1 pseudogene is annotated in these 406 nt (G+C 44.1%); it reads left to right on the top strand.

From position 1 onward, the window contains the following. Positions 1 to 406, top strand: a pseudogene (locus tag ACFIKO_RS09400) (adhesin); the annotation flags it as partial.

Genomic DNA, 406 nt, shown 5'->3' with positions numbered 1-406 from the left:
AATCTTTAGGCGGTAGTGCTAGCTATGAGAATGGCGCATGGACTGCTCCTACATTCAAGGTTAAAACCTTCAATAAAGATGGCACTGCGACTGAGAAGCCTTATTCCGATGTCGCATCTGCCTTTGCCGGTGTTGGTGATTCATTCGAGAACGTTAAAGATACATTCAAGAATGTTAAGGATGAAATTACTAAAGAGATTGAAAAAGACATCACCCTTGCTCAAGGTGACGCCTTGTTGTGGGACAAGACTACAGGCGCCTTTGTGGCAACGCATGGGGAAAAGGACAGCAAAACCAATAGCAAGATTACATCCCTTGCAAATGGAGACATTACTTCAACTTCAAGCGATGCTGTAGCGGGTAATCAGTTTTATTCTCTTGGCAGCAGTGTTGCGAAGTCTTTAGG

The sequence above is a fragment of the Bartonella sp. TS82HLJMH genome, assembly GCF_042193495.1.
GTDB lineage: Bacteria > Pseudomonadota > Alphaproteobacteria > Rhizobiales > Rhizobiaceae > Bartonella > Bartonella grahamii.
The sequence above is the reverse complement of the archived record's forward strand: the minus strand, read 5'-3'. Positions and strand labels throughout refer to the sequence as shown.